Source organism: Pseudomonas sp. R4-39-08 (genome assembly GCF_003852275.1).
Lineage (GTDB): Bacteria > Pseudomonadota > Gammaproteobacteria > Pseudomonadales > Pseudomonadaceae > Aquipseudomonas.
The window spans coordinates 2,125,375-2,151,849 of record NZ_CP027733.1; the positions used below are offsets into that span (position 1 = coordinate 2,125,375).

Consider the following 26,475-nt stretch of genomic DNA (forward strand, 5'->3'; position numbering starts at 1 on the left):
GCAGCGGATGTCAGTTAAGTCAGACAAATACCGGGACGTTCCAGAGCGCCCCGAATCACCGTCAGCAGGTCATATCGAGGTCGATTGCTTGATTGTCGGCGCCGGCCCTGCAGGGTTAACGGCGGCGGTTTATTTGAGTCGTTTCCATCGGCGAGTCGTGGTCGCCGACGGGGGGCAAAGCCGTGCAAGCCTAATTCCGCTTTCGCACAATTATCCCGGCTTTGCGCCAGGCATATCGGGCAACGATTTGCTCGATCGATTGCGCGAGCAGGCCGTGTCTTACGGGGCGACGATTGAAGCCGGAAGCGTGGAATGTCTGCGCAAAGACCACACTGGTTTCGTTGCGCAACTCAACGGACGAGCGCTGAGCGCGCGGCGTGTGGTGCTGGCAACTGGAATGGTCGATACCTTGCCGCAGATGGATCGACCCTACGATGGCATTGCACACTCGGTGATTCGGCTGTGCGCCATATGTGATGGCTACGAAGTCAACGGTGACAACGTGGCGGTATATGGCGAAGCACACTGTGCTGTTGAGCACGGGCTATTTTTGCGCAACTTCACCGACCACGTGACGGTGCTGGCCGAGGGTGATAGCGAAGCTGGTGAGGACGTGAGCGCGAGAGCGCGGTGCGCCGGTATACGTTTGATTAGGGACCGGGTCGAGTACATCGAAGTGAGGGGCGGCAAAGTCTACGTAAAAGCGGGGAAAGGTGAAGATTACTGCTTCGATATCGTCTATCCATCGCTGGGCTCACGGTATCGCTCGGAGCTAGCGGTGCAACTGGGCGCGCAGGTGGACGAGGAGGGCGCTTTGTGCGTTGACAACCATCAGCGCACATCGATTGACGGGCTTTACGCTGTCGGGGATGTCGTGGACTCGCTCAAGCAAATTAGCGTCGCTACAGGCCAGGCGGCGGTCTGCGCGACTGCTGTGCATAACAGCCTGGAACTACGTCTTTGGGATCGGTTACGGGACGAAAGAACCGTTCGGGGTACCGCTTGAGTACATAAGCGGAATAGCGTCTTCGGTCAAAATAGTTTCAGCCTAACCAGCGTAACACCGCGAGCTCCACGGTAGAGGTCATCGGACACTTCAATTCACCGTTTCGATCTCTAAATCCTGATAGCACGTATTTATTCGACGTGGAAGTCAGGCAACCCGCGATGGGGGGGCTTGCTATGATGATTTTCAGCACCGAGTCTGTCCAGGCTTTATGCAAGCGAAAAGCGGAGTTGGGCGTGGCAATCATGTCGTGCCCCCCTTGAATGATCTTGCACAGTAGGTATTTGACTGCCTCAATGTTATTTATCAGTTGGTCTTTTCCAAGAAACATCCAGTTCTTGAAATACCAAACATCAAGAAGTCCCATGCTGGTGCTGGTCTTTTGATCGGCGGCTTGCTCTTCAATGCCGTCCGGATCGTGGCGCAATAATGAACACTGGCCGAGTAACGAACCCAAGCGCGAATGGCTCCGCCGCTTGAAACCTCGTCATCGCCTGTCATTCGATCAAGATATACCTGCAGCAGATCGTGCCGCTCCTCCTTGGGAATGAAGTTAATGAAATCCTCAAGTGCAAGGGGAAAACCGGCGCATACCGTGGATGTACCAGTTGATTTCATCTTCGGTGCCCATGAATACGCCCCGGCAAGATGAAACCCAGACAGCGCTGCGGATGAGTCTCGCCATAAGCCAGAGCGAGCGTGGTGCCCCACGAGCCACCGGTGATCAGCCTGCTTTGATGCTCGCGAAGTTTTTCCAAGTCCCCGACCAGCGCCTGCGTCGTGTTGTTGCGCAGTTCTCCAAGTGGCGTTGAGCGAAGGGCGCCGCGTCGATCGAACAGCACGATGCGGTAGTGATCCGGATCCCAGAACTGACGTTTGCCGAGCGGCGCTCCTTCACCACGGCAGCCGTGCAAGTACACGACTGGAACGCCGCCAGGGTTGCCGCTTTCTTCCCAGTAAAGGGAATACTTGGGTATGCGGCGGTGCGCTGATGCTGCTGGGAATTGCCCTTTACGGGTGCAACCGCTTGGCGACTACAGTTGCGGAGTCTGGTTGCATGTGCGACTAGCCGTCGTAGCTAACCGTTCGTCTGAGGATGATCAAAAAATTTCGATGCCCTCCTCAGATCTCTTTGTCATCAATTAGAGCGGAGAATTCAGGTGCCGGCTCGTTGAAACATTCACTTGGTGATGACTGATGAAGGAGATCGACCAATGTCCAAAATCGATAATCTGCTGGACAACAAGGGCACGCCCTTGGACAAGCAGAGCTTTACCTGGCGCGATCTGGCCGGCAAGCCGATCAGTAAGCTGGACGATGATGCATTCACCCGGGTACGGGTGATTTTGATGAACGGCGTTGAATCCGACGCCTTACGACTCAAGCACTTCGGCTCGCGGTTTCACAAAGAGTTGCAGCTGCCGCTGGCACAGATCCGCCGTGTCGAGCAGCACCAGATGACGGCGGTCAACTGGCTGCTGTCCGCGGATCATTCTCCCTTGGAAACCACCGTTGCCTACGAGCAGGTAGCGATCGAGGTGACCGCCGCCGTCGCCCAGAATGAGCCCGACCCCTACCAGGCCCAAACCTATCGCTTTGGCTTGCTGGAAGACTTCGACCACCTCTACCGCTACGCCGCTATGCTCGACCGGCTAGAGGGAAAGGACGCCAACAATATTCTGCAGGGCTACACCGACCTCGTACCCGGCAGGCCTACCAGCGAACATCACCGCGCCCCCGGCGATGACCTGCGAGACAACTATCAGAAAGACAGTGCCGCACTGATCACCAAGATTCACGCCGCACTGATCACCGGGGCCGAATACCAGACACACGACTATTACATGAACATCGGTCCGCTGTTCGCCGACCCGGTGGCTCGCGCGCTGTACGCCGAAATCGCCTCGGTCGAGGAGCAACACGTGACCCAGTACGGTTCGTTGCAGGACCCCAGCGAAACCTTCATGGAAAAGTGGCTGGTGCATGAGGCGATGGAGGTCTACACCTACGCCAGTTGCGCCGAGCAGGAAGAAAATCCGCGCATCAAGGCGCTCTGGGAACGCTTCGTCGACTATGAATTGGGACACCTGAACCTGGCCTGCGAGTTATTCAAGCAATATGAACGCCGCGATCCCGCCGAGGTATTGGCCGGCCCGCTGCCGCGCATGATCGAGTTCAAGAGCCAGCGCGATTTCGTGCGCGAGACCTTGTCTCGCGAGGTCGACCTGCGCGCCCATGGTATCAATTACTTACCAAAGGAAAGGGAAGGGCAGGCGTCTCTGGATCAACGCGCACGCCTTAACAGTGAGGGCGTTCCAGCCAACGTGGTGTCAGCTGGCTACGCCTTCAAACCGGGCACCGAACTCAACCCAGCGGGAGAACAGCAATGAGCGAACGTCAAGTGATCATCGGCACCAACCGCACCGGCGCGCAGATGTCGCCTGAAGGCACTGCACGCCAATTGGAAGCTACGCGCATGTTTCCCGCCGATGTCCCGGGCGACATGGGCGCCTACACCGCCGCGCGCGAGAGTGCTATTCGCGAAGCCGACCTGATCGGTTCGGTGCCGTCTCCAGGTAGCGCTAAGGGTGTGGTCAAGACTGCGCTGGACAAAACTATAGGCAAGGCGCCTGAAGTGCTGCTCGACAAGCTCGGCGAGCGCCTGGCTTTCGAGCGCACTGGCGTACGTTTATATGAAGCGATGGTGGCCAAGGCCATGTCCGCACCGGGCGCCAACCCCGCATTGGTGGGCACCCTGCGCCAGATCCAGGCCGAAGAACTAGAGCACATGGACCTGGTGCGCGAAGCCATCGAAACCCTGGGCGCCGACCCCACCGCCATGACGCCGTGCGCGGACGTGGCCGGGGTCAAGGCCATGGGTGTTCTGCAGGTACTGACTGACCCACGCACGACTGTGTCGCAGTCGATGAGTGCGATCCTGACCATTGAATTGGAGGACAACGCGGCGTGGGATTTGTTGATTGAGCTCGCCCGCGCAGGTGGCCATCCGCTGATTGCGAAGCGCTTCGAGCATGCGTTGCAGCAGGAGGAAACACACTTAGCGACGGTTAGCCAATTCATTCGCGACGACCTGCTTGCCCAAGTGAGCTGACGGTTTGCGCGATGCGTAGTTTCGCGCCGGACATGGGCGTGAAACTACGCGCACTGCCTCAGGGTTCATCGGATAGGTCAGTAGAAACGACGGGTCGAGCTCGCCTTTCTGGATGTGCTCAAACAGCATGGGTGCGCAACGCTGCCCTTGGTTGCTGCCCGTCTTCAGGGTTTATATCTTATTTGGAGCAGGAGGGCCGCATTTGACTCCCAGTTCACGAACGGCGCTACATTTGCAGGGAAATTGCGGAACCCAGTCCCACGCGCTTCGAGCCAAAAGATGACTTCTTGAGACATCTCCTCCATTCCAGCGCTGACTCCGGTGTGTCTGAATCAATGTTCCCTGCCAATGTGTGCGCTTCACTTTGTCTGCCAAATCGCCTTATGCTCACGCTGGTTGATTTGCCAGCGCCACGCGTCGTAGAGCATTTGCTCCAGTGAAAAGCGCGCTTGCCAGCCCAGCTCGTCGATGGACTTTTGGGGGTCGGCCCAGCAGCAGGCTATGTCGCCTGGGCGACGCGCTTCGAAATTCAGCGGGATCCTGACGCCGCTCACCTTTTCAAAGGCGTTGATCACATCCAGCACCGAATACCCGCGCCCCGTTCCCAGGTTCCAAATACTGACGCCACAGCGTTCGCGCAACGCTTCTAGCGCGCTGATATGCCCCAACGCTAGATCGACGACATGGATGTAATCGCGAACGCCGGTGCCGTCCGGGGTCGGGTAGTCCTTGCCGTACACTGACAACGCTTGCCGCTCGCCACTGGCAACCTGAAGCAGATAGGGCAATAGATTGTTCGGTGTGCTGGTCGGCGCTTCGCCCAGCAGGCCGGAGGCATGGGCACCGATTGGGTTAAAGTAGCGCAGCAGGCCTATCGACCAGCGCGGGTCAGAGCTAGCCACGCTTTTCATAACGTTTTCACACATCAGCTTCGACATCCCGTACGGGTTGGTCGGTTGCCCGGTGGCGCACGCTTCGTTGATTGGCATGCGGGTGCAATCCCCATACACCGTTGCGGATGAGCTGAACACCAACCGGAATACGCCGGCCTTTGCCATGGCCTGGCAAAGCACCACGCTGCCGCCGACATTGGTGTCGTAGTAGCGCAATGGCTCGCGCACGCTCTCGCCGACGGCTTTCAACCCCGCGCAATGCACTACGGCGTCGATGGGGTAGTCACGCAGCAGCCTGTCGAGCAACCGTCGATTACGCACGTCGCCATAAATGAACTCCGGCCGCTTGCCCGCCAAGGCGCTTACCCGGTCGATCGTCGAGCGACGGCTATTGCACAAATTATCCAGTATCAACACTTCTTCGCCTCGGACCATCAATTCCAATGCGACGTGCGCACCGATGTATCCCGCACCGCCCGTAATCAAAATCATGCGCTCGCCCTCGTTCGCCTGGCATCTACCCGATGCCTGTTTCCTCAGTTCGGTCAGCGCTGTTTGTGCAGCTGACTGTTCAAGGTAGGGGTCGCTTTCTAGGAGGAGTTCAAGCCGTTTGACTGATCGGTATATGCAGTTCATCGGCTGCGCTGATTCTTGCACTGAACGACCTGCGACGACCGTGCTTCCAACTTTCAAGAGCCGAATAGCCTGGATAAAGACTGTTGTGCACTTGCCGTATCGACACGGTATGGCCAAAGGGCTCGATGCATGAGCCGTCATCTTTTCGCTTGATAAGGACGTTGATATGAACCTTTCGGAACAGCCCGTGCCGTTTGCCCAAGTAAGTGGGCTAAGTCCTGTTGAATCCGCCAGCCAGGCCCGTCCTACGCTGGTGTGCCTATCCCATTTGCGCTGGGAGTTCGTCTACCAGCGTCCGCAGCATGTGATGTCGCGCCTGGCGAAAGACTACGACGTGATCTTCTTCGAAGAACCGGTGGTAGGCGGTGGCGAGCCTCCTCGCCTGGAAACGTCGAGCCCGGCGGCGGGCATCCGGGTGGTCGTCCCGCACCTGCCTGAGGGCCTGGGTGAGCAGGCGATGATCGAGGCGCAGCGACGGTTGCTGGATGAGCGTCTTGCCAAGGCCGTGCAAGGTGATCTTCTGCTCTGGTATTTCACGCCCATGAGCCTGGCGTTTACCGACCACCTCCAGGCGCGGGTCACGGTGTTCGACTGCATGGATGAGCTGTCTGCGTTCAAGGGCGCGCCGGCCCAACTGGTGCACATGGAGCGGCTGCTCATGGACAAGGCCGACGTGGTGTTCACTGGCGGTTTCAGCATCTGGGAGGTCAAGCAGCACCAGCACGGCAATGCGCACCCTGTGCCTAGCAGCGTCGACATTGGCCATTTTGCGCAGGCACGAAACGCGTTGGCGGACCCTGCCGACCAGGCGCCGGTCGCGCGGCCACGCCTAGGCTTTTTCGGTGTGATCGATGAGCGCTTCGACATCGAGCTGGTTGACCATGTGGCGGCGTTGCGTCCCGACTGGCAGATCGTATTGGTTGGGCCAGTGGTCAAGATCGATCCGCAGACCCTGCCGCGACGCCCCAATATTCATTATCTGGGCGGGCGGCAATACGCCGAGCTGCCAGCTTACCTGAACGGCTGGGACGCGGCCCTGATGCCGTTCGCGCTCAATGCGTCCACCCGTTTCATCAGCCCAACCAAGACCCCCGAGTACCTAGCCGGCGGCTGCCCCGTGGTCTCGACGCCGATACGCGATGTAGTCAATGGCTACGGCCAAAGCGGTGCCGTATTTATCGCCGACACTGCCGACGCGTTTGTCAGCGCCATCGAAGGCGCTCTGCGCCTGAAAGGCACGCCCGATTTCCTAAAACGTGCCGATGCGGCGCTTGAGGGGATGTCTTGGGACAACACGTGCCGCTTTATGAAGGAGCAGATCGAATGCCTCAGATAAACCTTGAAACCGCCAAGTCCGGACCGTCCTGCCAACCCGGGCGCGGGGTCTATGACTACCTGGTCGTCGGTGCCGGGTTTGCCGGCAGCGTCATCGCCGAACGGCTGGCCCAGGGGCTGGGGCGCAACGTGCTGTTGATCGACCGACGCGCGCATATCGCCGGCAACGCATACGATCACCCGGATGCGGCGGGGGTACTGGTGCATCGTTACGGTCCGCACATCTTTCACACCAACGCGCAGCGGATCGTCGACTACCTGTCGCGCTTTACCGAGTGGCGGCCCTATGAGCACCGTGTGCTGGCGCAGGTCGATGGGCAACTGGTGCCGATCCCCATCAATCTCACCACGCTTAACAAACTGTACGGTTTGTCGATGACGTCCGAGCAAGCCGAAGTGTTCTTGGCCGAGCGCGCGGAGCCGGTGGCCACGATTCGCACGTCGGAGGACGTGGTGGTCAATCAGATCGGGCGCACGCTCTACGAGAAATTCTTCCGTGGCTACACCCGCAAGCAATGGGGCCTGGACCCTTCCGCGCTGGACAAGTCGGTGACCTCGCGGATCCCCACGCGCACCAATGAAGACGACCGCTATTTCACCGACACCTTCCAGATGATGCCCCGCGATGGCTACACGCGCATGTTCGAGCAGATGCTCGATCACCCCCGGATCGACGTGCTGCTGGATACCGACTTCAAGGACGTGCGCGATGAGGTGAAGTTCAACCACGTGATCTATTGCGGCCCGATCGACGAGTACTTTGATTTCCAGTTGGGACGCTTGCCCTACCGTTCGTTGCGGTTCGAGCACCAGACGCTCGAGCAGGAGCGCTATCAGCCGGTGGCGGTGGTCAACTTCCCGGACCCGGAGGTGCCCTACACGCGCATCACCGAGTACAAGCACCTGACCGGTCAGGTCCACCCCTGCACCAGCATTACTCGCGAGTTTCCCTGCGATGAGGGCGACCCTTATTACCCGGTTCCACGCGCCGAAAACGTCGAGCTGTACAAGCGGTACAAGGCCCTCGCGGAGCAGACGCCGAATGTGACGTTTCTCGGGCGCCTGGGTACTTACAAGTACTACAACATGGACCAAGTGGTGGGCCAGGCGCTTGCGTTGTACCGCGACATTGAAGCCGCGAGCAGCGAAGCCACCGTTGCAGCCGGGCTCGATGTGTTATGAGCGCGCCGCCGGAGCAGAGCCAGAGGGAGCCCCGCGAGCGCGGTCATCACGCGCTCTTCAACAGCTTCGTGATGGCGGGCTATGAGTGCTCCAGCCAGCGCCGCCAGGATGGTCGGCGCCTGGACTTGCTGGCCGCCACCGGGCACGCGCGCTGGGCACACAAGGACTACGCGCAACTGGCGGGCCTGAATGTGCGTTGCGCCCGTGACGGCCTGCGTTGGCACCTGATCGAGCGCAGCTCCGGTCGCTACGACTGGAGCAGTTTCCTGCCGATGCTCAGGGCTGCGCGCGATCACCAGGTGCAAGTGATCTGGGACCTTTGCCATTACGGGTATCCGGATGACCTGGACGTCTGGCGCCCGTCGTTTGTCGACCGGTTCGCACGTTTTGCCGGCGCGGTGGCAGGGCTGATGGCGGATGAAGGTATCAGCGTTCCGATCTATTCGCCGGTCAACGAGATATCGTTCTGGAGCTGGGCGGGGGGCGACGTCGGTTATTTCAACCCCAATGCCCACGGGCGCGGCCAGGAGCTCAAGCACCAGTTGGTGCGCGCCAGCATCGCCGCGATCGAGGCGATTCGCGAGCGCGCGCCGGCTGCGCGTTTCGTGCAGTGCGACCCGCTGATCAACGTGGTCTCCGAGTCGCAGCGCAGCGAGGACATTGAAAACGCCGAACGCTACCGGGTGGCCCAATTCGAGGCCTGGGACATGCTGATCGGGCGCCAGTGGCCGGGCCTGGGCGGGCAGGAGGATTACCTGGATATCATCGGCGCGAATTTCTATCCGCATAATCAGTGGTATTTCCACGGCGGGCGCATTGCGCTGGGTGAGTCGGATTACCGCCCACTCGCCGGTATGCTCAAAGAGTTGCACCAACGCTATCAGCGGCCGCTGCTGATCTCCGAAACCGGGGCGGAGGACCAGGAGCGTTTGCCCTGGTTGAGCTATGTCGTGGACCAGGTGCTGATGTCGCTGGAACGGGGGGTGCCGGTGCAAGGCATTTGTTGGTACCCGTTTCTCGATTACCCCGGCTGGGATGATGGCCGTTATTGCCCCACCGGCGTGTTTGGCTACGCCGACGGAGAGGGCGAACGCGCGCCTTTCCACCCGTTGCACCTGCAGCTCAAAGCCCTGCCCGAGCGTATCGAGGCACGCTTGCGCGAGCTTGATGCAAGGCGGGCGCAGAGGCTGCGCACATGATCTTCCAGCGCTTGCGCGACGAGCCTTTGCCGACGACAGCCAGCGCGTTTTTATGGCGCTACGTGAGGGTGCGCCCGCTGCATTTCAGCGCGATGTTGTCACTGGTGATCGGCGCGGCCTGCTGCGCGGTGGCGGTGCAGTACGGCATGAAGTTGCTGGTGGACGCCATGGCCGGAGAGTCGCAGGCCGACCAGGTGTGGCATGCGTTCAGTCTGTTCATTGGGTTGATCGTGTTGGAAAACGTGCTGTGGCGGTTGGGCGGTTGGGTCGGCTGCCATACCGTGGTGGGCAGTTGCGCCGACCTGCGCGTTGACCTTTTTCATCACCTGACCGGTCATCCGATGCGCTATTTCAACCGGCATTTCGCCGGCTCGCTGGCTAATCGAGTGTCGGCGGCCGGTGCCGCCGCCAACACGGTATACGGCGGCCTGGCCTGGCGCATCGTACCGCCGTGCGTGGATTTTATCGGTGCCGTAGTGGTGTTGTTCGCCGTGCGCGGCTCAATGGCATTGGCCCTGATCGCGTGTGTGGTGCTGGTGGCCGCGTTGATCACTGTGGTCGGCGTGCGTGGCAGGAACCGGCATATCGCCTTCGCCTCGCAGTCGGCGCAGGTCGGGGGCGAGATTGTCGACCTGGTGTCCAATGTCTGGACGATCAAGGCGTTCTCCGGGCGCGAGCGCGAGCGCGTCAGGCTGGAGCGGGAGATAGGCGTCGAGGCGGGCGCGCATCGGCGCAGTTGGATCTACCTGGAAAAGGCACGCGTGCTCCACGATATCTGCCTGTCCATCATGGCCGGGTCAATGCTGGGCTGGGCGATCCTGCTGTGGCGCCAGGGCCAGGTTACGGCGGGCGATGTGGTCATGGTCAGCGCGTTGACGTTTCGTATCCTCCACGGCTCGCGCGAATTGGCGCTGGCGCTGGTGGAAGCCAGCCAGCAGATGGGCGTCATCACCGAAACGCTCGGCATCATCGCGCAGCCGCACGAACTCAGCGATGCGCCGGAAGAACTCGCGCCGACCCGGGGCAGCATCAAATTGCTGGACGTCAGCTATGCATACCCCGGCGGGCGCCAGGTGTTCAACCATTTATTCCTGGACATTCCTGCGGGCCAGAGCGTCGGGATTGCCGGTACCTCGGGTTCGGGAAAATCCACGCTGCTCAGCTTGCTCCAGCGTCTGGACGATGTGCACAACGGCGCGATCCTGATCGACGACCGGGACATCCGCTCGGTCAGCCAGGACAGCCTGCGCCGGCAAATCGCCGTGGTACCCCAGGAGCCGGCGCTGTTCAATCGCAGCATCCTGGAAAACATCGGCTACGGCCAGCCGCGCGCGACTGAGCAACAGATTATTGATGCCGCCCGGCGAGCCTACTGCGATGAGTTCGTGCAGGCGCTGCCTGATGGTTATCACACGCTTGTGGGGGAACGTGGCGTGACGCTTTCCGGCGGGCAACGCCAGCGCCTGGGGCTGGCGCGGGCGTTCCTGAAGAACGCGCCAATCTTGATCCTCGACGAGGCGACCTCCGCACTGGATTCCGATTCCGAGGCCATCATCCAGTGCGCGCTGATGGACCTGATGCGCGGCAGGACGGTACTTGCGGTGGCTCACCGACTCTCGACCATCGCCAGCTTCGACCGGGTGCTGGTGCTGGAAGAGGGGAAGGTGGTTCAGGACGGTGCACCCGATGAACTGCGTCGCCGCCAGGGACGTTTCCGCACGCTCTGGCAGATGCAGACGATGGTCCAGGACCACTGATGCCTGAGCGTGCTCGGAGCGGAGTACGCCGTTGATCGGCCTGCGCCGTTTGCCGAACGAACGCGTGAGAATAGCCTCGGTTCGAACCTTACATGGCCGTTGACGCCCTTGGGCGAGCCTACTTTTCAGGACAGAAGAGGAATTGACCATGCTGGTACAGGTAGACAGTAATCATATTGAAGGCAGTGCCGATCTTCAGGCGTGGGTAGGCAGTACAGTGGTTGACGAGGTCGAGCGCTACAGCTCGATGCTGACGCGCGTGGAAATCCACGTGGGCGACGTGAATGCGCAGAAGTCCGGTCCGCAAGACAAACGTTGCCAGATCGAAGTGCGCCCCAAGGGCCACAGCTCGTTGTCCGTTACGCATCAGGCGGAAAGCCTGGAGCTGGCCGTCGCTGGCGCCGCGCGCAAAATCCACCACGCGCTGGAACATCTGATGGGACGCTTGTCGCCCAAAGTCGAATCCACCGGGCATCTGACGGCGCCTCCGGTCCAGGAAGAATCGCCGGCGCAAATCGACGCGCTGCTCGAAGACGATTTCCTGGCCAGGCAGGCTGATCTGGACAAACACTGAGGAGGCTCCCCATGGTCCACGTTCAAACCTTTACCCGCGACACTCTGGACACGCTTCTGGCCCTGGCGGATCGCACCAACCTGAGTGTCTACATGCCCGCCCAGCAGACGTTTCCCGAGCGCACGCAAAACCCGATTCGTTTGAAGAACCTCATCAAAGACCTCGAAGGCCTGCTGGCTGATCAGGCGCAGGCCGAGACGCTGCTTGCACCGTTTCATGACCTGGTGGCCGACACCGAATTCTGGAATAGCTGCCCGCCTTCGATCGCGATCTTTGGCGGCGCCGAGTATTTTCTGGTGGTGGGGTTGCATCGGATGGTCCAAGAAACCGCCATCGTCAACCGCCACCCCTATCTCAGGCCGCTGCTGCGCCAGGCGCCAATGACCGAACGCTACCAGGCGCTGTGCCTGACGCGGGACAGCGTGCGGGTTTACGAGGGTGCCGCGCAGACACTGCAGCAAGTCGAATTGCCGGAGGCGGTGCCCACTTCCCAGGCCGATGCCTTGGGCGATCAACTGACCTCCCGTGACCAGCAAGGCCACCCCGACGGGTTCAGCGGCGCGGGTGAGCGCGGCGATCCGATGATGCATGAGTCGGGCGGTGGCGGTAAGCAGGACGAAGTGAACCTGGACCGCGAGCGGTTCTTCCGTGCCGTCGACAAAGCGATCACCGAGCACTGTTCGCGCGTCTGCAAACTGCCGTTGGTGCTGGTGGCGCTGCCCGAGAACCAGGCCGTGTTCAGGGCGCTCAGTCACAACCCCTTCCTGCTGGCGGACGGCGTGCGTAAAGACCCCGCCACGCTCTCATCAACCGAGTTGGCGCAGGCCTGCACCGCCGTGATGAGCAAGCGCTACGAGGATTCGCTGAACACCGCGTTTGATCGATTTGGCGTGGCCGTAGGGCAGCGGCTTTATGCCTCGCGGCTGGTGGACATTGAGCATGCGACGCTGGAAGGCCGGGTGGCGTTGTTGCTGGTGGAGGCTGACGGCAGCGAGCCAGGCGCCCAGGTCGCCGAGGAAGACGCTGCGCTGGACGAGCTGATCCTGGCCGTTATCCGCCAGGGCGGCGAAGTGGTGGTGGTGCCTGCCGAGCGCTCGATGCCCACCGACACCCGCGCGGCGGCTGTATTGCGTTACTGAGGCGCACGGGCTTTTTACTCAGCAGGAGCGCGAGCATGGAAAAAAGCGAAAAAGCGATGGAGATTCGGGCCTGGCACCTTTTGCTTGAAGACGATAGCTACCGCCTGGATCAGCTTGACGACTTTTATCGGACCCTCATCAACCGCGCCGACGAGCTGGTGCTGCGCGAGATCATCAGCCTGGAGGAGTGGCAGCGGCTCAAGGACGCCGCAGACGCGGTCTACGCAAAAACGCTGCAAAGCCTTGCAGCCCAGGAACGTGATCGACTCGACACCGTGGCCATCGACCTGTGCATCGATGCGGCGCAGTCGACGTCCTCCCCGAAATAAACCGACCGTCGTGTCTTGGAGGCAACCATGAACAACCCGACACTCAAAGGGGCACTGACTGCCCTGGCCCTGTCGCTGGGCATCCCGCACGCGTATGCCGCCGAAACCAAGCGCGTCGATGTGATGCTGGTGGGGGGCGGGATCATGAGTTCGACCCTGGCGGTGTGGCTCAGTGAATTGGAGCCGGGTTGGTCAATGGAGATGGTCGAGCGCCTGGACAAGGTCGCCGAGGAGAGCTCCAACGGCTGGAACAATGCCGGCACCGGCCACTCGGCGCTCGCCGAGCTGAACTACACCCCGGAAAAAGACGGCAAGATCGACATCACCAAGGCCGTGGAAATTAACGAAGCGTTCCAGATCACCCGGCAGTTCCTGGCCTGGCAAGTCAAAACCGGCGTGCTGCACAACCCGCGCTCGTTCATCAACTCCATGCCGCACATGAGTTTCGTGTGGGGCGACGACAACATCCGCTTCCTGAAAAAACGCTACGAGGCGTTGCAGGCCAGCCCGCTGTTCCGGCCGATGCAGTATTCCGAAGACCCGACTCAGATCAAACAATGGGTGCCGTTGATGATGGAGGGCCGCGATCCCTCGCAAAAATCGCCGCGACCTGGACGCCCATCGGCACTGACGTCAACTTCGGCGAGATCACCCGGCAATTCGTCAGCCACCTGCAAACCCGCCAGAACTCCGCCCTCAGGCTGTCGACGGAAGTGCGCGACAGCTAGCTAACTAATCTCCGAATGCTGGCATTAGGGTGGCAAGTAAGCGCTTGTTTGAATCTTCATCAGCGTTTTCATTGAATACATGGCGTTTATGGTCGATGGTATATGTTCGACTATTCATGGACGACCCGATATGTTTGCTAACTACGACGATCACAAGTGCATCAAATGTGATGCACCGCTCGAACTTGGCGAGAGCGAGGTCACCTACATGGTTCCATCCGCATCTGAACAGCGCTGCCCAAAGTGCCGACGCAAGTACTCCGTGCGGGTCATGAACACCGCACTTAGCCAAAGCGTTAAAAGGATGTACATCATGGTGGACAACCGAAAAAATTAGAACGCGTTATAGCTAAGCGCCATCAGTCATCGTGTAGTTGGGTCGCTTTCTCGCTCAAATCTGGTGGGGGCGGTACATATGCTTGGGCGATAAACGGGATATCACCCGACGGACGCCACCTCACGTTTGTAAGGCCGTACCGCTCACCCATTGGCTTGCTGATCCGTTTTATTTTTTCGTTCCGAAACCTAGGGATGATCCCTATCCCTACATCGCACGCTGCCCAGTGCCAAGCTTCCGCATTGTTCATGACCTCCGCTCTTACGATGAAAGATTTAGGTACGTCATGGATTTCGTATTCGATGATATATAAAGAATTTTTCATATCGCTTCTCCCTGAACTTTTTTGTTACTTCATCAGAAAGAAGGTTCAGAATTTTTGTGTTGTACAAAATAGTTCGGGTTGTACAATTCCGTCTCGCTTGTTATTCGCCGTTCGTCGACAGCGACAAATAAAAACTAAACTGACTCTGCATCCTTTGGCTCTCAATACTGAGCCTGTTCGCTCAATCAGTCTCAAGGTATTACTCCTGTTTTGCCCGCACTAAGTGCGGGCTTTTTTTAGGTTTTTATATGATGACTGAATCGTATGAAGTTAATGGCGGGTATCCATCAAGCCAATGCCCCCATCCCTATATCAGAAAGGGCTACTACCTAGGGTTGAGCCCGGATGTATACGTGTGCATGCGCTGCGGAGAACAGCGCAGGCGCGAACACTGGGAAGCTTTCGAACGTCGGCGCATGCCCCCTGCGGGATTACTCAACGTATCGGACGCAACGGTATCCCGCGGCTAACAACGCGAAGTATTCTGATATCGCCGCTTATGTTCAAAAGGCCCCCACACTTTGACCAGGTGCGCGGGCCTTTTTGTTTGCCTGCGTAAACCAGGCCCCGGCAGGCTGGTCTACCATTACCGCTGCGCTTGGTCGAAGCGTGCTTACTAAGGAAGAGCGACGTGTCGCTACCCATCACTGCGCGGCAGATGAATGCGCTAAAGGCGCTTCAGCGGCAGGACCCGGACCTGGGCGAACTGGCCATCGCTATCGCACAGGCCTTCGATGCCGCGAGGGTCGAAAACCCGGAGCTGGCCGTGTTGATCCTGGACAAGACCTGCCGGCGCATGGTCGCCCGTGAACCCGGCAGTCAAGAAGCAATGATCCAGCACCTGGCGACCTTCGGTAAGTTGAATTGCCTGATACCCACCCAGGTCAGCGACTTTACCGATCGAGTCAGGAGGCACGCTTAATCATGAACAACGGATTCAGGAAGAAGCACTGCGCGCCCTGATGGAGGCGGCGCGGTGCGCGATACGCTGGTCAGCCGACAAGAGGAAAAGTGGACGCTGGCTATCCGCCTAGGCGGCTCTGGCAGTAGCTGGTTGGCGGTACGCTCGCGCCGTGAGGCGTTGCGCATTTGGACCAGCCTGACGGCTGTAGGGCGCTTTGCCGATGGGATTGAGTTGCGTAGCTTTAATGTTGAGCTGTGACGGGCGAAAGCTTCAAGGCCAGTTGCAGCATACCCACCACGTCCGGGCCGTCCTCGTTGATCCATGTGCATAGTGCTGGCGGATCATGTGCTATTGGTGTGTCCCATCTGTTCGGCAATCCAGTCGATATAGGAATTGGCCGTGGTCGGCATTGACTGGCGTATGTGTACCGGCATTGGATAAGCCCTTGTGTAGTATCCTTTTGGCCGATTACTGCCGAAAAGTGGTCTATTACAGCCCGCTGCAGGACTTTCTCACACGCCGAGGATGGCTTGGAATGCCTAAACCTACAGGCCTGACAAAACGGAGCCATCAAGCATCCTTACCGCCACAATCCCACGCACCGAAGCCCGGTTCCTTTCTCTCTGGCTATAGCAACCTCGTGCATTACATTCAAGCAGTACGTTCTATCAAAGGTGTTTTTTGAACGTTGCCGCGGTGATAGCAGTTGCTATTCCGACCATCACCGCGCAAGGCAAGTAAATCGCCATGGGATTGAGCGAAAACGGTAGGAATAGGTAGATAATCCAGGGCACGATTAGCAGTGGTAACACTGCTCGCTTAGCACGGTGATAGACAAAACTGCTTTCTTGCCCAGCGCCAAATTTGCGCAGATCACGGCGCATTAATCCATCAACAAAACCAGTGAGCATGCTCAGTAAGAACAGCGGCGTGGCTAAGACCAGAATGGTCAGGCGCACTACGAAGGTGAAGGTAACGTACACCGCGGCCAGCACGAAATCCTCAATACTCACGTAGAGCTGATTGGTCCAGTGCCAGAACCCGTGTCCCTGGCTCGACACCCGGGCCTGATGAGCGAAGTCCGCAAATCCAGTTTTGACCAAAAGCCACTGGGTGAGGATATCCAGTATCTGGACAATCATCTGCCCGGGTTGTTGAAGAATGAGTGAAGATTTGAAGTGCGCGCTAAGCCACCCCAGTTCATTAGTCAGCATGCCTTGGCTGTGCCTCCAGCCTTGATCCCCCCAAAAGAAAAGCAGGCCAGCCCACTCGATCAAGATCGAGAACAGCAATGAGGCAATTAACAAACTGATAGTGCGCAGTACTAAGCCGATCGCCGAGATGAGCAATCCTGAGCGCTGGGTCTGTTGTGGCGGCGTGTTCCGGACGGAAGTCGCCATCGTTCACTCCATTGTGCTTTGCATTTGGTATCGTCACGAAACTTTCTGAATAGCTTGCTGCTGCATCGACTCCTGTGGTGAGACCGGGCTAGCCCACCTGATCCAAATCGAAGTTTGTAGTCGGGCCACCACCGCTAGCCCTCCACCATTGACCCGCCTGCTGGTTGTAAGTCGCCCGCATCATCTGAGTGAGCTCCTGCAGGTCCTTGGGCATGGCGTCGTCGTTAGAAGGTTTCGGTAACGGCATACGAACTTTCCAGAGCTGGCCACCGGCCTGGAAGGAGAACATCTGCCCTTTGGGCAAACTAACGATGTGTGCTGGCTCGATCAGCGGCACACTGGTGCTGCTGACACGGTCCTGTGAGGACGAGGTGAAGTCCGTGTTGGCCCCCGGATCGGAGGTGTCGGTCGCACCCGAGACCAGGGTCTTGGTCAGCACATTAACCTTGGGCAACTGCTGGGTGAGCAGTTCCGCGGTCGCGGTTTCGCGTACCCGTAGCATCTGTAGGGTGTTGAAATTGCCGACCACCTGGCCGGCCTTGGCGCGGTTGCCGATACGTGCTTCGATGTCGCTGAGGGTTTGGGTGTAGGCGGTTACCTGGATACCGGCACCGCCCCCCTTGTTGATCAGCGGAATGAACTCATCGCCCATCAACTCGTTGAACTCATCGGCATGCAGGTTGATTGGCAGTTTGTCACCAGCGTTGCCAGATTGAGGCAGCCCATGGTCAATGCCATGTTTGTAGATATGTCCCGCGACCGAGACCAAGTCGGCGAACATTGAATTGCCCACGGCGGCGGCCACTTCGGCATCAGTCAGCGCATCCAGGCCAACGTAGACGATGCCGCGTTTTCGGATGATCTGCATCCAGTCGAAGATCGGCCGCGGGTCATCCAGGTCGGTGTAGTTGGGAGCCAGTAACTGAGCGGTCTTGCCGGTGGTGAGTTTCTCCAGCAGCGGCAGTAGCGAGGCCACGATTTTGTCGAAGTAAGTGCGGTCGTAGCGCACCGCCGAACGCAGTCCGTCCATTACCGGATCAAATACACGCTTCACCGCCAGGTATTGCTCGATGGCCACCACCCGCTTTTCGCGTCCTATCATATGCCGGGGAATGTTCTTCTCTGTGAGCTTGCCTTCGAGCTGGACGATCACTTCCCACGCCTTCGGGTCGGTCTTGGCGAAAAACTGCTGGGCGTACTCGATGAACAGGGCGTCGATGTTAACCACATGTCGCTGGATCTGCAGGTAGTCCGGGCGCCGGCCCAGCTCGATCAGAGCGCGAGCTATGATGTTGACGAAACGCCAGGCGAACTCACGGAAGGCCGCCGAGTTGCCTTCACCGCTGAGCTGCCCGGCGATGCGCGACGCCACTTCCGAGATGCGCCCGAAACGTCCCACCGCGTTGTAGCGCGCGGAGATTTCTGGCCAGCCAAGATGGAAGACATAAAACTCTTTCTCCCGACCGGCGTGTTTGGCTTCGACGTACATGCGCTTGAGCAAGTCGGCATCGCCCTTCGGGTCGAAGACAATCACTACCTCATGTTCAACGCGGTGAATGTCTTGAGTGATGTATACCTCGGCGAGTCGCGTCTTGCCGACGCGGGTCGTGCCCAGCACCAGGGTGTGACCGACCCGTTCGCCCAGAGGTAGACTGACTTCCGTTTCATCGGGCTCGACCCCATGCAGCAGCGGTGAGCCTCCTACCGGAGGTAAAGGGCGCAATGGATTGAAGGCACTGTCCCAGGCAGTGACACGGGCCAATGTCGAGAGCGGAAACGGTGCCTGCTCAAGGGACCGTTCGAGTCCACGGGCTAGGCGATAACGGGCTGGTTGGTCGACATAATGGGCGACCGCTGGATCCTGAGCCTCGACCAAGCGCTGGGTGTGCAGGCGCGTCCAGCGAAATCCTCTGCCCATAAACAGACGCTTGCGGCTGACCGGGATTTCCCCACTAGTCAGTTCGTATCGGGGCAGTCTGCGAATATTGCGCCGATAGCGCAGTACCTCCCATGCTTGTCGCAGGCGTATCAGGCCGAATAGTGTATAGGCCAGCGCCGCAACCAGCCCGATCTCGGGTGACAGGGCCACAGCCCAGGGCGAGTACACGCACAACACCGCGGCGGCGATGCAGATCGCTACGGTGTACAACTCCACCGCCGGTCGGAGCTTGGACTCCATCGCATGCTCGGCCATGACCTGGACTCACTGTTCCAGTGAGGTGGCGGTGATCAAGACGGGGTAGTGCTCGATCTGCAAGCGGGTGGCGATGTCGTTACCGTTGACCGGCAGGATGGTGATGCCCGGCGCGGCGGCTCGAATCCGGGACAAAGCTTCGGTATCGGTTACTTCAACCGCTAGACCGGCTGCGCCCATTTCCTGCAGTTCAGGCGCGCGTTGACGCAACCAAGCCAGTGAGTGGGTATCCTCACCCACCAGGAAAAATGGCCGTAAGCCTGGCATGTTTAGGGCGCGAGACGTGATTTGGCCGGGGCTCAAGTGAGCGCTGCGAACGGGTAATATCCAGGTTTCATCGGCAAACGTGGATAAGTCCGCATGCATGGCGCGACCAGGCTGGAGATTGTTGTTCATGGGCGGCCTGGCAACTTGAAAATGGGGACGGTTGAAGCCGCCAAACTGGTCCTCTGCAACGGATTGTTTCGACTGGGCGAAAGCAGCCAAGAGCAGGGAGAAGTAATAGGTAATAGGAATTCGTTTCATGGTGGTGTGCCTTGTTCAGCGGAAGCTTGTAGCCGTGCGAGTTGCCGGGAGAATCCATCGCGGTAACGCGCTGCGGGTAAACCTCCCCTAGGGCGGTGATAACGCCCAGCGGCTGAAACCCAATCACCGGTGACCGCGTGATGCTCTTGCAGCAGGGCGGCAGTCACAGCCAGATTGCGGTAGGGTTCGAGAGCTTCGCAGGGACTGGAAAAACGTTGTCCGTGATAACCCAGGTTGGTTTGCCCAAGTCCGGCGTCGACCCGTTTAGCGTCATATTGTTTGAGCGCCTGGAGCAAGGCGTGACATGCGGCCTGGCGAGTGGCGAAACGGTAGGGTGTTCCGGCTATATTTAGGGTCCACGGCCACGGCAGCAGTCGACCACGGACGCGAATACCGCTCTCCTGTAAGGCAATCGCGAACAACACCGTAGACGGGATGTCGGCATCATGCGCCGCCAGTTGATAAGCCGGAGGCGGAAGTTCGTCAGCCCGAACCGCGTGCACTGCCAGTTGGAGCGCAATAGCAATCAATCGAGACTTTGCCATTGTCCATTCACCTGTTGAAATGTGACGGGTAATGGTCTTGGGGCGCCCAGGCTGAACCAGCGACCACGGTCATGGTTCAGGGTGATCTGCCGGCGTTGAACCTTGGCCGGATCAATGTCCGCTTGCCGAGCCCAGCTGCGGACGCGTTCATCCTCGCCTTGGCTGCCCACCAGGTAGATATCGAACGCCGTATCACTGCTTTGCAGACGCTGTGCTTCGGCGGTGCACGCAGAGCAGTGATCTTCGACAAACAGAGCTCGGCGCGGCTCTACCGGTGAGCTAGACGAGGGCGGGGATGCCATACCCTGAACCGGCAACAGCCCCGGAAACAGCTTGGCCCAGGCCGCTGTGTAAGCGTTTTGGTAGGCCAATTCACGCTCGGCGCGCTTGGCTTCCAGTGCTACCTGTAATTCGGCATATCGCTGGCGCTCTTGGTCGGTCTTGGACTCAACCCCGAGGGCGGTTAACGGATCGAGGTTCGGGCTCCAGAAACCGCGTGGACCGGCTTGGATCTGTTCGAAGCGTGTCCATTCCTGCTCGGTCAGGCCCCAACTCGCTGCCTGTTCAGAGTCAGAGCGCCCCAAGGGCGCGACCTGCGTGTCCTGGTTCCTTGACGGTGTCGTGACGGGGTTGCCCATCGCAGCGCCTATGGCCAGTAGCGAAGCGAGACAGACGATGGGGAGTAGTGAGGCTCTGTTCATGATCGCTTCTCAAGGGAGTTGCACTGTCTGGTCTGGCTGAGCAGCCACTGCGAAGATGGCCGCCTTCGGCTCCAGCACTTTCAGTCGCCATGTGCCAAGCTGCTCGCCGGTGTGCAGCAACCGGGTATCGTTGAGCGAGCGACTATCAGGAGGCGCGACCGCCAGAAAGCGCTCGCCACCACGGGACTCGACACTCAACACTGAGAATGGCGGCGGGAGCGGTACAGACTTGGGGCGAGAGGTTTTCTTCGGTTTGGCCGGGGAAGATGTCGGTGGAGGAAGTGTTGGCTGTGGCTTGAGGTCCAGGAGTTGCTGCTCGACGTGCTCAAGTCGTGCGCGTAGCGCGTTCATGTCGGCTGTGGTGGCTCGGTCTGCCAGACCGTCGCGTAGCTCCTGTATCTCTTGTGCCCATTGATCCAACATAGGGCCGAGTGTGTTGGCCTGTTGTTCACCGGAATCCACCATCTGCTTCAGGTCCTTCAGTGCATGCTGCAGCTTCTCCTGCGCGTCTTTGAGATCGCTCGAATCACGTTGCAAGGTTTGCAGGATCTGTAGGTGTTGGGCGTTCGCATTTCCCAGCTCGGTCACGCGTTGATGCTGGTCATACAAACCACCACTCAGTCCGGAGACCGCCAGGCAAAGTAAGCCAACAATGATGGTTTGAAACGTCGAGGCTTTCATGGCCGTGCCTCCGTCTGATGGGACGAGTCTGGTTTAGCCGGCACGATGCCGACATCAGCTTTCTGCTGTTCGAAGCAGACCGAACGGCTGACCTCATTGGTCATGAGTTGCCAGGCGGAGCCAGCCAATACCTGTAGTGCGCTGCGTAACGGAACCGGGCCGAGCCGGTAATGGGCTGCAGGCAGAGGTCGAGTGAAAAGTGTCTTTACTGGTTCGGTGGCAGGGCAGAGCGAATAACCCGAGCGCTGCAGCGCGTAGTGCATCGCCTCCTGTACCGAGGGATTAAAGTTGGACGGTATGTTCACATCAATGATTTGAGCGAGAAGATCACGTTGCTCCGTGGTGGGCTCGGTGCTCACCAGCGTATAGCGACCATAACGGATTTCCGCCGGATGGCTTGCTTCGGCTGGGCTCCTTGATAACTGGGTCCGATTGGAACCACTGTCGATCTTTGGATTAGTCGGCAATGGGGTGGGGATTTGCGCGCTGCAGGCACTCAAAAAACCCAGCAGGCAGACAGGCGTAAAAAAACGCTCCATGAAAAAAACCTCATGTCAGATTCAGTGCAGAACCTGACATGAGGTGAAGGAGCGATTCAGTGAGAAAGTCGATTTATGGCGGGTCGTGTTAACGCTAAATGCGTTGCTATTCATCAAAAATGGCGAGCGTGTCCAAGACGGCAGCGTCGGGGTCGAAAATCAACAAGCGCACATCCGCCAATGCCGCCAGATACAGTACGTTGACCAAGGCTGCCGGTGTACCGGCATCGAGTTGCTGTTGCCTCAGCGATGAGTAAGAACAGCCCTCGATTTTGACCAGGTTATCGTCGGTCCAGGGCGTGCCGATCAGCTTACACCCGACGCCATTGCAGTCCTTCAGGGCAAAGGGTTCGAACAGCAGACCGGATGGTCTGGAGTCGAAATTGCCAGCCCGGCGCTCCACGTAACGCAATGCTTCTTCAGTGAGGTGTGTGGTACTGATCTCCCAGATTCGACTGTAGTGTCCTGTCTCGAAGCTCAAGCGACGGATCACAGCTTCGGCATCTTCCAGGGAGTACAGATCGCCGACATGATGCCGCTCGTTGAGCATTTCTCCCATTACGGCGTAGATCACTTGGCGCACCAGTCCGGTGGACTGACAGCGTTCTTCCAACTCATCCGGAATGAATTGACCTTCGCTGATCAAGGCGAAATCTTCATTGAAGATGCAGAGGAACATCTGTAGTTCATCGTCGGGCAAATGGACCTGTGAGTAGTGCAGGGGGCGAAAGCAGGGAGGGTAGTTGTTTTCGTAGGTGATCAGTAGCAGCCGTTCGATATGAAGGTTGTCATAACCGCGAGCAAATGGGTTTGAAGCCGGGAGCAGGGCTAGGGTTTGGTTCATGAGGGTTCTCCAGAATTGAAATGAACAAGGCGCCCGTAGGCGCCTGTGAGGGTTAAATCCAGCCGTATTCGGCAAGGGAGAGCGGGCGACCTTCACCCACGATGAAGTGATCCAGTACGCACACGTCGATCAATGCCAAGGCCTCTTTCAACCGTGCGGTCAAAACACGGTCCGCCTGGCTGGGCTCTGTGCACCCTGAGGGATGGTTGTGAACAAAAATGACGGCTGCAGCGTTATGCGCGAGGGAACGCTTAACGACTTGGCGGGGGTAAACGCTGGCGCCATCAATGCTGCCGTGAAAGAGGATTTCGAACGCCAGCACCCGGTGCTGGGCGTCAAAAAAAATCACACCAAAGACTTCATGGTCTTGTTGCGCAAGACGCAGTTTTAGGTAAGCCGCCACGGTGTCAGGCGACGTCAGGATAGGCCCGCGGGCGAAAAACCGACGATCCAGAATATGCAGCGCTTCGTCGATCAGCTGGTTTTCTTGGACAATGCGATCAGCCTCGAAATCCGAGGTCTCAATCAGTGTGAGTTGGGGGCTCATGGCGCTACCTCCGAAGGGAATAATCAGGGGTACACGCCCGAGGGGAGTGGTATCCCCAGGGTGGGTATGGAGTTGCAGGCGTTTGCAGGTGATGCAGGTTTACAGCCGATTGTATCGGTGGCGTTGACCGTGCATAGGTGAACCACAACTGTCGCAAGGCAACGGAGAAAAGGCTCTTATGCCCCAGCCGGTTTCGGGATCGAAGTCGGCACTGATGGGCATTAAGCGAACCAGCCCACGATGTATCGCGGCGATGCGTTGTTCGATCTCATCTGGCGAGTGATACAGCGATAACGTGCTGTAGTCCTCGTAAGCCGCACCGAACAGGCAGTCGTCGCAAAGCCAGAAGCATTCCATATTGGTTCTCCTGTGCTGTTTGAAGAAAAGGCGCTCGATCGAGCGCCTTGATGTAAAAAGCGTGGATTGTTCAGGCGGACTGAACAGCACGTGTGGCGACACGGCGGGCCGTGCGGGGAGTGGTTGGAGATTCAGGTTCAATCCTGGGCTCTGTAGGGGTGTCGGTATCCTCAGCTTTGGCATCAGCCGACGTTGGAGAGGGTTCATTGATCGGCGCTGGCTCAGCAGGTGCTGTTGCTTCCTGCCTGGCGGGCGCTTTGTATTCGAACTTGCCATTGACCTTGATCCAGTCGATGAGCAGCAAACGACCTTTCAGACTGGCGCCCGGTTGGCCTTGTTTCGCGCCTTTCTCATAGAGAAATGGGTCGATCCACAGGTCACCAATACGGAACGACAGCAAGACCTTTTTCTCGGCCTTGACGGCGTCCATATAGAGACGAATCAAGCGGTCAGCTTCGCCACCAGCGACTTTGCAATCAAAGCGGGTGTACTCCACTGCATCGGAGGCACCATGCAAGGCTGCGATATCGCAGGCCATGAATGGCTGACCGCGGCGGACCTGTACTTCACGAACACGGTTGAGGTAGCCGATACCGACGGTGTGCAGGTTGAAGTAAGAGGTCGCTTCTTGGGATTGGTTGGCGTAGGCCATGGTGGTTCTCCAGTTTCAAGGGAAAACGGCGACGCACAGCCCCTGGCAGGGAAGTGAGCCCCGTCAGGGTGGGTAAGATGAAGGCGAGCGATGAACGACTCGCCACCGGCAAGCCGATGACCATCAGAATGAAGCTTCTGGGTGAGTAGCTGTGCAGCAGAGGAGAGTCTGCAGTGGTAACCCGCAGGCATGGAGTAGTCGGCATTCATTACCGCTTAAGCGGCAACCGCGCGAGCTTCCGAACGCTGATCGCACTTGGGTAAACCACCACGAACGTGGCGTAGCCTTGAAGGTTTTGGCTACCTGGGCTGTCAACGACAGCGAACCACGCCCTTTGTATAAGCCTGTCACCGGGGAGCGTCAAGACGCTACAACCCGATTTTTTAAGGCCGGAATACGGTGGTAGCCACTGGAGTTAAGAAAATGAAAAAAAAGAAGAGTGGGCCTGGCGGTGTGCCAGGCGAGGAAGAGAAAAACCACCTTTGACGGTCTTACGCAGTCGACAAGCTCCTCGCAAAACTTGGTTGAACTGCGCAATGATTCGCCAACCGACCCTTGTCGTGGCCTGGGTCGGAACATGCTGGCACGCATCCGCGCACAAAGGGTGCCCCTTGTTTCCCCGGTGGGCTCCGGGACTGAATACGATCGCCGAAGCGGATGACCGCTATTGCCGGGTAGAGGCAACAGTGGTCATCCGCCACCACAATCAGGTCGAGCACAAAACGGGAACGAGATCCCGCAGAAGAGGAGGCTCCGAACTCCGGGAGTCCGACCGAGCTACCCGGAGCGTATCGGTCTTGGGTTGCTGTTAGCGATCATCCGAAGGCACTACAGCAGACCGGGAAGGCTGACGTCAAGGCGTAATCGTCCGACGAACACACCTTCTAGATCTCAACGCTAAGCGCAAGGGTTTCCGCGGAGTTTACCCGATAGCGTCCAGATCAGAAGCGCGAGGGGCAGATAGCCCCAGACTGACTGTCCATCCCTGCCTTGGCCATGATTTGCGCGCGCACCCCTGAGCCAGATCGCTGGCTACAACCTGATAGAAACCTCAGCGACTAGCTTTTAACGTTTCAAGCATCGCCTCGGCGGCCAGAGTGTGGACTTTGCGGGTCGGGTGCCATTCATCCCAGTAGTAGTGGGCATCTGGATTTTTACACACGGGCTTGACGGCCGGATAGGTGGCTTGGCACGGGGTATCCAGATCCTTAAAACCCGCAACATCGGGCGCCGCGCGAAGCTTGTCGCTGAAGGCCAGGTGGTCAAAGTAACTAATACTGACATGATGGGTTTTAGCCAGTGTTGTTAGCACGTTTGGCAGTTTTTGTTCGAGTATCTGTTGGTATTCTGTTGCGCTCTTGACTTGATTGCCCTGCACCACAGCCGGCACATGACTCAAATCTGTAGTTCCCACGACCATCATGTGCTTGGCGCCTGCTGCAATCAGCGTCTCGGCGGCCCTCTGTATCTTCGCCACACTGTTCTGGCTTAACACGTCAATCGACTCTGGGTGCGAGAAGTCGGCCCATTCAAAAAAGTCGTTGGCTGAGATGAAAATGAAATAGAGCGAATTTGGATCCGCTTTGTGTGTTTTAGCGGCTTTCAGATGATCGGAGATTTGACCGAAAATCCCAGTGTCGCGATATTGCTCCATCCAGGCATAGTAGTTGCCGTTGCCGCTCTTGGCACCGCCAATCCCGTAGTCAGTCAAGGGGGTTTTCAAGGCGAGAGCCAAGTCCTCGACGGCGGTAGGGCCATTGCTCCAGCGCCCCTTCCAATACAACGCACCGGGTAACTCCTGCGCATCTTTGACCTTCTGCGTGGCCAATTGGCTAGTGAAGGTTTGACCCGCACCATTGTCAGAGTAGCTGTCACCGAAAGCATAGAGATGATCGTAGCTAGGGGCGCCAAAGGCGGTTGATGCAGTTAGTGTCAATAGAGCGGCTAAGCGAGCGCGTCGAGTCATTGAAAGTCTCCCTGGTTATCGCCTCAGACTACCGGCGGCGACATTCTTTCCTTGCCACGGTTGCGACG

27 protein-coding genes and 3 pseudogenes are annotated in these 26,475 nt (G+C 58.5%); 13 read left to right on the forward strand and 17 right to left on the reverse strand.

Annotated elements, in window-relative coordinates:
- Nucleotides 1-7: 7 nt before the first annotated feature.
- Nucleotides 8-1,006 (forward strand): NAD(P)/FAD-dependent oxidoreductase, encoded by a 999-nt coding sequence (locus C4J88_RS09825; RefSeq protein ID WP_124403709.1) that lies wholly within the window; start codon nucleotides 8-10, stop codon nucleotides 1,004-1,006.
- 37 nt (nucleotides 1,007-1,043) lie between these two features.
- Here the strand turns inward: C4J88_RS09825 and C4J88_RS27685 are convergent, their stop codons facing one another.
- Nucleotides 1,044-1,463 (reverse strand): hypothetical protein, encoded by a 420-nt coding sequence (locus C4J88_RS27685; protein WP_256657894.1) that lies wholly within the window; start codon nucleotides 1,461-1,463, stop codon nucleotides 1,044-1,046.
- Nucleotides 1,464-1,620: 157 nt separating this feature from the next.
- Entirely contained in the window at nucleotides 1,621-1,926 is a 306-nt protein-coding gene (locus tag C4J88_RS27690) for an alpha/beta fold hydrolase (protein WP_256657469.1), read from the reverse strand.
- 294 nt (nucleotides 1,927-2,220) lie between these two features.
- Between C4J88_RS27690 and C4J88_RS09835 the strand changes: the two genes are divergently transcribed.
- Nucleotides 2,221-3,396: a hypothetical protein gene (locus tag C4J88_RS09835; protein WP_124403710.1), complete on the forward strand. Its 1,176-nt coding sequence runs from the start codon at nucleotides 2,221-2,223 to the stop codon at nucleotides 3,394-3,396.
- The gene (locus C4J88_RS09840; protein ID WP_124362185.1) at nucleotides 3,393-4,118 is read left to right on the forward strand and encodes a ferritin-like domain-containing protein; all 726 of its coding nucleotides are present in this window, start codon (nucleotides 3,393-3,395) and stop codon (nucleotides 4,116-4,118) included. The genes C4J88_RS09835 and C4J88_RS09840 overlap by 4 nt, the downstream gene beginning before the upstream one ends.
- Nucleotides 4,119-4,477: 359 nt before the next feature.
- Here C4J88_RS09840 and galE read toward each other — a convergent pair whose 3' ends face one another.
- Complete coding sequence (gene galE / locus C4J88_RS09845) at nucleotides 4,478-5,503, reverse strand: UDP-glucose 4-epimerase GalE (RefSeq protein ID WP_124362186.1); 1,026 nt, start codon at nucleotides 5,501-5,503, stop codon at nucleotides 4,478-4,480.
- A 310-nt stretch (nucleotides 5,504-5,813) separates the two neighbouring features.
- Here galE and C4J88_RS09850 point away from each other — a divergent pair, with 310 nt between their 5' ends.
- The 8 genes and pseudogenes from C4J88_RS09850 to C4J88_RS09885 all read left to right on the forward strand — a co-directional run.
- The gene (locus tag C4J88_RS09850; protein ID WP_124362187.1) at nucleotides 5,814-6,983 is read left to right on the forward strand and encodes a glycosyltransferase family 1 protein; all 1,170 of its coding nucleotides are present in this window, start codon (nucleotides 5,814-5,816) and stop codon (nucleotides 6,981-6,983) included.
- Complete coding sequence (glf, locus tag C4J88_RS09855) at nucleotides 6,971-8,164, forward strand: UDP-galactopyranose mutase (RefSeq protein ID WP_124362188.1); 1,194 nt, start codon at nucleotides 6,971-6,973, stop codon at nucleotides 8,162-8,164. The genes C4J88_RS09850 and glf overlap by 13 nt, the downstream gene beginning before the upstream one ends.
- Nucleotides 8,161-9,363 carry a beta-glucosidase gene (locus C4J88_RS09860; protein WP_124362189.1) on the forward strand — a complete coding sequence of 401 codons (1,203 nt, stop codon included), beginning with the start codon at nucleotides 8,161-8,163 and terminating at the stop codon, nucleotides 9,361-9,363. Before glf ends, C4J88_RS09860 begins: the two co-directional genes overlap by 4 nt.
- On the forward strand, nucleotides 9,360-11,120 hold the full coding sequence (locus C4J88_RS09865; RefSeq protein WP_124362190.1) for an ABC transporter ATP-binding protein: 1,761 nt from the start codon (nucleotides 9,360-9,362) through the stop codon (nucleotides 11,118-11,120). The genes C4J88_RS09860 and C4J88_RS09865 overlap by 4 nt, the downstream gene beginning before the upstream one ends.
- Before the next feature lie 148 nt (nucleotides 11,121-11,268).
- Complete coding sequence (locus tag C4J88_RS09870) at nucleotides 11,269-11,694, forward strand: HPF/RaiA family ribosome-associated protein (protein WP_124403711.1); 426 nt, start codon at nucleotides 11,269-11,271, stop codon at nucleotides 11,692-11,694.
- Nucleotides 11,695-11,705: 11 nt separating this feature from the next.
- A complete protein-coding gene (locus tag C4J88_RS09875) occupies nucleotides 11,706-12,833 on the forward strand; it encodes a hypothetical protein (RefSeq protein ID WP_124362192.1) in 1,128 nt (375 codons plus the stop codon).
- A gap of 35 nt (nucleotides 12,834-12,868) precedes the next feature.
- Nucleotides 12,869-13,162, forward strand: coding sequence for a hypothetical protein (locus C4J88_RS09880; RefSeq protein ID WP_124362193.1), 294 nt, complete (start codon nucleotides 12,869-12,871; stop codon nucleotides 13,160-13,162).
- A 27-nt stretch (nucleotides 13,163-13,189) separates the two neighbouring features.
- A pseudogene (locus C4J88_RS09885) lies at nucleotides 13,190-13,884 on the forward strand (malate:quinone oxidoreductase); the annotation flags it as partial.
- A 365-nt stretch (nucleotides 13,885-14,249) separates the two neighbouring features.
- Here C4J88_RS09885 and C4J88_RS09890 read toward each other — a convergent pair.
- Nucleotides 14,250-14,552 (reverse strand): DUF6555 family protein, encoded by a 303-nt coding sequence (locus C4J88_RS09890; RefSeq protein WP_124362194.1) that lies wholly within the window; start codon nucleotides 14,550-14,552, stop codon nucleotides 14,250-14,252.
- Nucleotides 14,553-15,183: 631 nt separating this feature from the next.
- Between C4J88_RS09890 and C4J88_RS09895 the strand changes: the two genes are divergently transcribed.
- Both C4J88_RS09895 and C4J88_RS09900 read left to right on the forward strand, forming a co-directional pair.
- A complete protein-coding gene (locus C4J88_RS09895) occupies nucleotides 15,184-15,474 on the forward strand; it encodes a hypothetical protein (RefSeq protein ID WP_124362195.1) in 291 nt (96 codons plus the stop codon).
- Between the two features lie 40 nt (nucleotides 15,475-15,514).
- Nucleotides 15,515-15,714 (forward strand): annotated as a pseudogene (locus tag C4J88_RS09900) (hypothetical protein).
- Here C4J88_RS09900 and C4J88_RS27695 read toward each other — a convergent pair.
- The 13 genes and pseudogenes from C4J88_RS27695 to C4J88_RS09965 form a co-directional block, all read right to left on the reverse strand.
- A pseudogene (locus C4J88_RS27695) lies at nucleotides 15,698-15,892 on the reverse strand (site-specific integrase); the annotation flags it as partial. The pseudogenes C4J88_RS09900 and C4J88_RS27695 overlap by 17 nt on opposite strands.
- Before the next feature lie 232 nt (nucleotides 15,893-16,124).
- A complete protein-coding gene (locus C4J88_RS09910) occupies nucleotides 16,125-16,856 on the reverse strand; it encodes a TIGR03747 family integrating conjugative element membrane protein (RefSeq protein ID WP_124362196.1) in 732 nt (243 codons plus the stop codon).
- Nucleotides 16,857-16,944: 88 nt separating this feature from the next.
- Nucleotides 16,945-19,050: a type IV conjugative transfer system coupling protein TraD gene (gene traD, locus C4J88_RS09915; protein WP_124362197.1), complete on the reverse strand. Its 2,106-nt coding sequence runs from the start codon at nucleotides 19,048-19,050 to the stop codon at nucleotides 16,945-16,947.
- 9 nt (nucleotides 19,051-19,059) lie between these two features.
- On the reverse strand, nucleotides 19,060-19,575 hold the full coding sequence (locus tag C4J88_RS09920) for an integrating conjugative element protein (protein WP_124362198.1): 516 nt from the start codon (nucleotides 19,573-19,575) through the stop codon (nucleotides 19,060-19,062).
- Nucleotides 19,572-20,120, reverse strand: coding sequence for a lytic transglycosylase (locus C4J88_RS09925; RefSeq protein ID WP_124362199.1), 549 nt, complete (start codon nucleotides 20,118-20,120; stop codon nucleotides 19,572-19,574). The genes C4J88_RS09920 and C4J88_RS09925 overlap by 4 nt, the downstream gene beginning before the upstream one ends.
- The gene (locus C4J88_RS09930; protein ID WP_124362200.1) at nucleotides 20,102-20,821 is read right to left on the reverse strand and encodes a TIGR03759 family integrating conjugative element protein; all 720 of its coding nucleotides are present in this window, start codon (nucleotides 20,819-20,821) and stop codon (nucleotides 20,102-20,104) included. Before C4J88_RS09930 ends, C4J88_RS09925 begins: the two co-directional genes overlap by 19 nt.
- A 9-nt stretch (nucleotides 20,822-20,830) precedes the next feature.
- On the reverse strand, nucleotides 20,831-21,502 hold the full coding sequence (locus C4J88_RS09935) for a chemotaxis protein (protein WP_124406839.1): 672 nt from the start codon (nucleotides 21,500-21,502) through the stop codon (nucleotides 20,831-20,833).
- Nucleotides 21,499-22,041: a PilL N-terminal domain-containing protein gene (locus C4J88_RS09940; RefSeq protein WP_124403715.1), complete on the reverse strand. Its 543-nt coding sequence runs from the start codon at nucleotides 22,039-22,041 to the stop codon at nucleotides 21,499-21,501. The genes C4J88_RS09935 and C4J88_RS09940 overlap by 4 nt, the downstream gene beginning before the upstream one ends.
- A 106-nt stretch (nucleotides 22,042-22,147) precedes the next feature.
- Complete coding sequence (locus tag C4J88_RS09945; protein WP_124406840.1) at nucleotides 22,148-22,885, reverse strand: ABC transporter substrate-binding protein; 738 nt, start codon at nucleotides 22,883-22,885, stop codon at nucleotides 22,148-22,150.
- 52 nt (nucleotides 22,886-22,937) lie between these two features.
- Nucleotides 22,938-23,432: a DNA repair protein RadC gene (radC, locus tag C4J88_RS09950; protein WP_124403717.1), complete on the reverse strand. Its 495-nt coding sequence runs from the start codon at nucleotides 23,430-23,432 to the stop codon at nucleotides 22,938-22,940.
- A gap of 99 nt (nucleotides 23,433-23,531) precedes the next feature.
- Complete coding sequence (locus tag C4J88_RS09955; RefSeq protein WP_124403718.1) at nucleotides 23,532-23,789, reverse strand: hypothetical protein; 258 nt, start codon at nucleotides 23,787-23,789, stop codon at nucleotides 23,532-23,534.
- 70 nt (nucleotides 23,790-23,859) lie between these two features.
- Complete coding sequence (locus C4J88_RS09960) at nucleotides 23,860-24,441, reverse strand: STY4534 family ICE replication protein (protein ID WP_124403719.1); 582 nt, start codon at nucleotides 24,439-24,441, stop codon at nucleotides 23,860-23,862.
- A 1,051-nt stretch (nucleotides 24,442-25,492) separates the two neighbouring features.
- Complete coding sequence (locus tag C4J88_RS09965) at nucleotides 25,493-26,407, reverse strand: SGNH/GDSL hydrolase family protein (protein ID WP_124406841.1); 915 nt, start codon at nucleotides 26,405-26,407, stop codon at nucleotides 25,493-25,495.
- Nucleotides 26,408-26,475: the final 68 nt, after the last annotated feature.